This window comes from Nocardia sp. NPDC051911 (assembly GCF_040681035.1).
Classification (GTDB): domain Bacteria; phylum Actinomycetota; class Actinomycetes; order Mycobacteriales; family Mycobacteriaceae; genus Nocardia; species Nocardia sichangensis.
Window position 1 is genome coordinate 1 of record NZ_JBFAXY010000078.1, and the last position, 6,737, is coordinate 6,737.

5 protein-coding genes and 4 pseudogenes are annotated in these 6,737 nt (G+C 63.5%); 7 read left to right on the forward strand and 2 right to left on the reverse strand.

Features of this window, described 5'->3' with window-relative positions:
* Positions 1 to 161: 161 nt before the first annotated feature.
* Together AB0L97_RS38145 and AB0L97_RS38150 are read left to right on the forward strand one after the other, a co-directional pair.
* Positions 162 to 989, forward strand: a pseudogene (locus tag AB0L97_RS38145) (IS256 family transposase); the annotation flags it as partial.
* Between the two features lie 213 nt (positions 990 to 1,202).
* Positions 1,203 to 2,420, forward strand: coding sequence for an IS110 family transposase (locus AB0L97_RS38150; RefSeq protein WP_364439840.1), 1,218 nt, complete (start codon positions 1,203 to 1,205; stop codon positions 2,418 to 2,420).
* Between the two features lie 138 nt (positions 2,421 to 2,558).
* Here AB0L97_RS38150 and AB0L97_RS38155 read toward each other — a convergent pair whose 3' ends face one another.
* Entirely contained in the window at positions 2,559 to 3,443 is an 885-nt protein-coding gene (locus tag AB0L97_RS38155; protein ID WP_364439843.1) for a hypothetical protein, read from the reverse strand.
* Positions 3,444 to 3,787: 344 nt separating this feature from the next.
* Between AB0L97_RS38155 and AB0L97_RS38160 the strand changes: the two genes are divergently transcribed.
* The 5 genes and pseudogenes from AB0L97_RS38160 to AB0L97_RS38180 form a co-directional block, all read left to right on the forward strand.
* A complete protein-coding gene (locus AB0L97_RS38160) occupies positions 3,788 to 4,147 on the forward strand; it encodes a TnsA-like heteromeric transposase endonuclease subunit (protein ID WP_364439846.1) in 360 nt (119 codons plus the stop codon).
* A gap of 182 nt (positions 4,148 to 4,329) precedes the next feature.
* A pseudogene (locus AB0L97_RS38165) lies at positions 4,330 to 4,614 on the forward strand (transposase); the annotation flags it as partial.
* Positions 4,547 to 4,894: a LysR family transcriptional regulator gene (locus AB0L97_RS38170; RefSeq protein WP_364439849.1), complete on the forward strand. Its 348-nt coding sequence runs from the start codon at positions 4,547 to 4,549 to the stop codon at positions 4,892 to 4,894. The pseudogene AB0L97_RS38165 and the gene AB0L97_RS38170, both read left to right, overlap by 68 nt.
* A 110-nt stretch (positions 4,895 to 5,004) precedes the next feature.
* A complete protein-coding gene (locus AB0L97_RS38175) occupies positions 5,005 to 5,826 on the forward strand; it encodes a class I SAM-dependent methyltransferase (protein WP_364439852.1) in 822 nt (273 codons plus the stop codon).
* A gap of 188 nt (positions 5,827 to 6,014) precedes the next feature.
* Positions 6,015 to 6,296: pseudogene (locus AB0L97_RS38180) on the forward strand (transposase); the annotation flags it as partial.
* Between the two features lie 131 nt (positions 6,297 to 6,427).
* Here the strand turns inward: AB0L97_RS38180 and AB0L97_RS38185 are convergent.
* Positions 6,428 to 6,643 (reverse strand): annotated as a pseudogene (locus tag AB0L97_RS38185) (integrase core domain-containing protein); the annotation flags it as partial.
* Positions 6,644 to 6,737: the final 94 nt, after the last annotated feature.

Consider the following 6,737-nt stretch of genomic DNA (forward strand, 5'->3'; position numbering starts at 1 on the left):
GCCGGGTCAGGACGATCCCGCTATCCGATTCGTGTGCCACCATCGCCCAGAACTCCATGCGGACGAGCATACGAGCGTCCGGACGGGTCCGGGAGCGGGACTGTGGATTTATGGGTGTTTCCGGCCTGATTCGCTGACCGGATGGTCAGCGGGAAGGTGCCGTGATGACGACACTTGATGCCGTGGCGAAGAAGAAGGCCGAGGCCTCGGCCGAGCAGCTGGCAGCGGCGGAGTTGGTGAGGATGGCCAAACAGCAGGGCTTGTCCCTGACGGGGCCCGACGGGTTGCTGCAGCAGTTCACCAAGACCGTCCTCGAGACCGCGCTGAACGAGGAGATGACCGAGCACTTGGGGTATGAACCCAACCAGGCGCCCGAGGGCCGGGAATCGGTGCATGTGCGTAATGGGACCAGGTCGAAGACGGTGTTGACCGCGACGACCGGGCCGGTGCCGATCGAGGTGCCCCGCGACCGGGACGGCAGCTTTCAACCGCAGATCGTGCGCAAGCGGCAGCGCCGATTGTCCGGGGTCGATGAGATCGTGCTGTCGTTGTATGCGAAAGGCCTCACAAACGGGGAGATTTCGGCGCATTTCGCTGAGATCTATGGCGCGTCGGTGTCCAAGGAGACGGTCTCCCGGATCACCGACAAAGTGGTCGCGGAGATGCAGGAATGGTCGAGCCGACCCCTGGACGAGGTGTATGTCGCGATCTTCATCGACGCGCTGGTTGTGAAGGTGCGCGAAGGTCAAGTCGCCAACCGGCCGATCTATGCCGCGATCGGGGTCACCGTGACCGGGGAGGAGGACATCCTCGGCCTGTGGGCCGGCAGCGGTGGTGAGGGCGCGAAGTTCTGGATGAGTGTGCTCACCGAGATCCGTAACCGCGGAGCCAAGGATGTCTTCTTCCTGGTCTGCGACGGGCTCAAAGGACTGCCGGAGGTGGTCGGCAATGTGTGGCCGCTTGCCCCGGTGCAGACCTCATCCGTCCACAATGCTGTCGCCGGGATGGTCCCGGCGGTCACTCGCACCACCCCGGTCACGACCTATGCAGACGTGCAACCTTCGAGGTCCAGATGCAGACCTGTCGGGCCGGGGTGGTGGCGGGCTTCACATCGGCCAGCGGGAGTAGCGCTTCGAGCGCCGAGATGAGGTTCCGGGGAAGCCGGCCGAGCGGTGGCCGAACTTCTTCTTGCAGGAGCATCGTTGGTCCACGTCACCGGCACCAGTCCAGCCGAACAGTCTGTGTTCGCGGGAATAGACTGGGGCGGAACACATCATCAAATATGTATTGTTGACCATGCTGGCAAGCTGATCGTTCAGAAGCGGGTCAGACACGACCTCGGCGGGTTCGCCGAACTCGAGGACCTACTCGACCTTCCCGGCATCCGGATCGCGATCGAACGTGGTGAGGGGCTGCTGGTCGAGCACCTGCAGCTCCGTGGACTTCCGGTTTACTGTGTGTCGCCGAAGATTTCAGCCCGAGCCCGCGAACGCTATCGGCTGTCGGCGACCAAATCCGACAGCTTCGACGCGTTCGTCCTGGCCGACACCCTCCGTCATGACCACACGCATTGGCGCCCGTTGCCGCTGCTGTCGCGAGACACCGCGGAACTCAAGGCGGTGATACGTGACCGAGAGCGGATCATCTTGTCTCAGCGCAGTGTCGAGTCACAGCTGCGTGCTGTTCTCGACACGTATCATCCTGCGCCGCTGCACCTGTTCTCGACGCTCGACCGGGATATCACCCTGGACTTCCTCGCCGATTATCCGACACCCGCGCAGGCCGCTCGCGTCGGAGACAAGCGGATGGACGCGTTCTGCCGCCGACACGGCTACACGGGTCGAGTTCCAGCCGACCAGCTCGTGGAACGGCTCCAGCCGCACCTGCTGGCGGCGTCGGAGGGTACTACCGCGGGCAAGCAGTTCACCGCGCAACTGTTCGCCTCGCAGCTGCGGTTGCTGAACCAGCACATTCGGGCCTGCAATAAACGGATCGATCAACTTCTCGATGTTCACCCGGATGCGCCGATCTTCCTCAGCTTCCCGGGCATCGGGCCGGTCGTCGCGGCCACATTGATCGCCGAGATGGGTGACGACCGCTCCCACTACCCAGACGCGCGGGTCCTGCTCGCCGAGGCCGGCCTGGCGCCGGTCACGCGCGCCTCTGGGCGCATGCATCAGGTCCGGTTCCGTTACGCCTGCAACCATCGAATGCGTCACGCCATCGACTGGTGGGCTTTCGTCTCCACCCGCGAGACCGACTGGGCCGCCAACGCCTATGAGCAAGCTCGAGCCCGTGGCCACGGCAAATACCGCGCTTTGCGTGGTGTCGGAGCCCGCTGGGGGCGGGTTCTCTGGCGCTGCTGGCAGGACAACACCATCTACAACCCGGAAAAGCACTCCAGCGCCGCAGCGGCCTGACCGCTACTTTCAGCAACCCGCGTGTCCACGACGCCACGCGGGCCGCAGTCATGCCATCAGAACCAACCCTCTCCGACCTCGCTGACAGCCTGCCAGTTGACAGCGGGAGTCTGCATCATCCACCGGAGTCGTAAAGATTCAACTTGGCGATTTGTGGTCGGTGTCCGAGGCGATCAGGTCAAGGACTTCAGCGGCAGTGGTGAACTGGCGTATTGCGGGTGCAGGGGTGATGCCGTGTTGCTGGAGCAGCGGCAGGACGTCGTCGACGGCGTTGCGGATGGTGCCTCTGCTGACGCCGAACAGCTCTGCGAGGGTTTGTTGGTCGCATAGCTGGCGTTGGGCCAGCACGGTGGCCAGGATTCGGTCGGCGTCGGTGATCTTCTGGCGGAACAGTCCGCCCCGGGTGCCGGGGCGGCGTTCACCGCCGCGTTGGCGGTGGCGTCGTTGTTCGATCGAGGCGCGGTAGGAAACCGATATCCGGTCGACGAGGGCCTGGAAATCGTCACGGGTCATGCCGGTGAGGTCGGGGTGAGTCAACGCTCGAGCGGCTTCGATCCTTGTTGTGGTGGTGTCGTTGTCGAGCCAGTTGCGCAGCTCGTCGATGTCGGAGAAGTAGTGCGATGTCTGGGAAAACTCGATCTGATGCTCTTCGATCAGGGTGCGGGTTTCCCTGATCGCCCGGCCGATGGTGTTGGGGTTGATCCCCAGCAGTTCCACCAGGACTTTCTGGGGGCATACCCGCCGCAGGTAGACCACGGTTATCAGCACTTTGTCGGCCGGTGTCAGCAACGGACGGCCGTGGTCGCCGCGTTCTTTTCGGCGTGGTCCGCCGCGTTGCAGGTACTGGCGCTGCTCGGCGATCGCTGCTTGCGCCGGCGCCAGCAGCGTGCAGAGCTGCTGCAGTTCGTGGGCGGGTAAGCCGGTCACCTTCGGGTCGGCGAGCGCCGCCAGGGCGTGCGCTCTGGCCGCGTTGCGGCCTTCGGTAGTGGTGACGGTGTGTAGGGTCTCAAAAGTCGTGGCCAAATCTCAGAATGTTTGGCCATCGCGTGGCCAGTTGGCCATGATTTTGAGATTCGGCTCCCTGCTCCGGCTGACTGGTGGATGATCTTCGCCAGTTGTGTTCCGGGGCAGGAGGGTTCGAGTTGGCGGGTGGAGCGTTGCTGTCGTTGTCGAGATTGGCGCGATCGGTCGATGTGGATGCTGTTGTGGTGGCGTTCCGCTGCGCTGACGATGGTTCCGATGAGGTCGGGTCGTTCGCGGCGGTGAGCGCCGAAGCGATGGGACGGGCGGCTCCGTGGCGGAGGTTCCGCTGGCATCACGGGCAGAAACACTTCTCTGGCACGTATTGGTCTGGCACCGAGGTCGATGTGAAACCTGCTGCGCGGCTACAGGATCCGAAGGTCGCCTTCACCTTCGCATGGACCGATCAGGTGGTGAGGGCACGCGGCTGGCGATACGAGATCTGGAGCGAACCGGATCCGGTCGAGCTGGCAAATGTTCGATTCCTCGCAGGCTACCGCCGCGGCTGGCTGTTCGACCCTGGTGTCGTCGAGGTGGTGCGGGACTCGATGGTAAGCGGGATGAGCATCGGCGAAGCTCTCGGCTGCGTATCCGGGTTTCCGCCCGCGACGGTCCGTGCGGCGCTGTTGCACCTGCTGTGGCGGCAGGAGTTCACGGTCGACATGTCGGCACAGTTGCGGTCGGCGACCACTTTGCGGGCGGTGTGATGGGCAGGGCAGGCACCCGCTTGGGTGTGGGGACGCGGCTGATCTATGACGGCGAGACCGTCGAGATCGTAGAGATGATCGCCACCTCCGCCGGCAATGAGGTTGTCCTTCGGTCGCAGTCGGCGGGGTAGCCGGTTCGTCGTGTCTGGGTTCGCGAATTGCTCACCACCGACAGTGTCCGGGTGATCCCGGCCGAGGACGGCCCGGCAGGCACCGACGACGAGGCATTGGCCGGTGCCGTCCTGGACGACCTGAACGACGCACAGCGCCGGGGATTGCTCAAGCGCGCCGAGCATGTCCGGGAAGTTCTCACCGGCTATAAGTCCGGTTCGGCCGAACTTGCCGCTGCGGGGGAACCACGCACCGGATACGATCCGGCGCTGCCGCTGAACGCCCGGTATGAGGCGAAGGCCGCCGAGCTGGGGGTGGGTGTCCGGACGGTGCGGCGCTGGGTCGGCGACTACCGCAGGGCCGGGGAGGCGGGTCTGGAGCCGACTCGAACAGTTCGCCGCCGCCAGTCACCACCCCGCCCTCGCCAGCGCCGCGGAGAACCTCGGCATCCACGCCGACGTTCTCCGGCGCCGAATCCGCGAACTCGAACTCGACCTGGGCGGCGAACTCCTCAACCGCGCCCACGCACAACGCCCCATGACCCTCACACCACTCGGACAAGCCGTCCTCGACGCGCTCGACCAGACCCAGCCGAATCCGCAGCGAGACAGCCCGATGCCGCGCATTGCGGGCTGACCCGAAATGCGACTGATCGAGTCGGTGTGTTCGAGTGGCTCAGCAGATCGAGTCCCAGCTCGGGAAAAATTCAGTGGCAGCCCGCCCCAGCCGACCATCACGATGGCTACATGACGCCACAACCGGGCACCGGCATCGACACGTTCATCGAGGCGAATCGGCAGAACTGGAACGATCGAACCCGGCTGCACGCGCGGTCGGCGTTCTACGATCTCGACGGCTTTCTCGCCGGCAGAAGCAGCATCGGCACCCACGAACACGCCGAAGTCGGGCCCGTCCACGGAAAACGACTGCTTCACATGCAATGCCACTTCGGGATGGACACCCTCAGCTGGGCACGACTGGGAGCGACCGTGACCGGCGTCGACATCGCCGACGAAGCCATCACCCACGCACAATCACTTGCCTGCCAACTGGATCTACCAGCCCGGTTCCTGCGAACCAACATCTACGACCTACCCCAGGTCCTCGACGAATCCTTCGACATCGTCTACGCAACCTACGGAGTGCTGTGCTGGATCCCCGACATCACACAATGGGCCCAGATCGCAGCACGGCACCTCGACTCCGGCGGCGTGTTCTACCTCGCCGACGGACATCCACTCACCGGCATCCTCCGCGACGACCAGCCCGAACTCGACACCGGAATCAGCTACTTCCACCGCCAAGAACCGATGCGGTTCGAACAGCACGGCTCCTACACCGGAGACACCGACACCTTGAACCAACCCGTCTGCTACGAGTGGCAGCACTCCCTCAGCGAGATCATCACCGCAGTCCTCGCCGCCGGACTACGCATCGACTTCGTGCACGAGTTCGACTGGGCAACATACCAGCGGCTACCACAAATGCAACAAGAACCCGACGGACGCTGGCGGCTCCCGGGAAACCCTCTCCCACTGACCTTCTCGATCCGGGCAACCAAACCCTGAACCCCATCCAGCACACAAGAAATGCCATCGAACTGAGACAACCGGCGCTGGCCACGGCGTGAGACAAACCAAAAACAACCAGGTCAACCGACTGGCAGATGCCACGAATTTTGAGACCCTAGGGACTGCCCTCGGTTTGGTTGACTCCTGACCTGTGAGGATTGCTCCTCGCTGGAAGGATGTCCACCATGCCGAAGCCGTATCCCGAAGAGTTCCGCCGCGATGTCGTCGCGGTCGCCCGCAAGGGCGAGATCTCGTTGACGCAGGTCGCGAGAGACTTCGGGATTTCGCAGAGTTGTGTGAAGAACTGGCTCAAACAGGCCGATATCGAAGACGGTCATCGGCCCGGCGTCACCCGTGATGAGTCAGCCGAGTTGCGGGAAGCGCGCAAACGGATCCGTCAGTTGGAACAAGAAGCCGAGGTCATGCGCCGCGCGGTCGCCTATTTCTCGCGTGACATCAACCCAAAATGACTCTTCTATGAACCGTCACGGGTAAGGGACCGGCTTCGGTTTCAGACCAGCACCGGTCGGCGTGGCGGTTTTTGAGCGTAATACGCGGCTTCGTACTCGGTCGGAGACAGGTAGTCCAGCCGGGAATGCAGGCGGGCGTTGTTGTACCAGTCGCACCATTCCATCAGCGCGTACTCGACCTCGGATAGTGTCTTGAACGGTCCGCGCCGGCGCACGACCTCGGTCTTGAACAGGCCGATGATCGACTCTGCCAGAGCGTTGTCGTAGGCATCGCCGACCGATCCGACCGAAGCCGACAAGCCGTGCAAGGCAAGCGATTCAGTGAACTTCACCGATACGTATTGGCCGTATTCAATCGGTCGTCGCAACACCGGTTTGTTGGAGCGATCGTAGCTGCTCGGTGAAGGCTTCAGCGGGCGTCTTCCAGCCGAGGCTTTT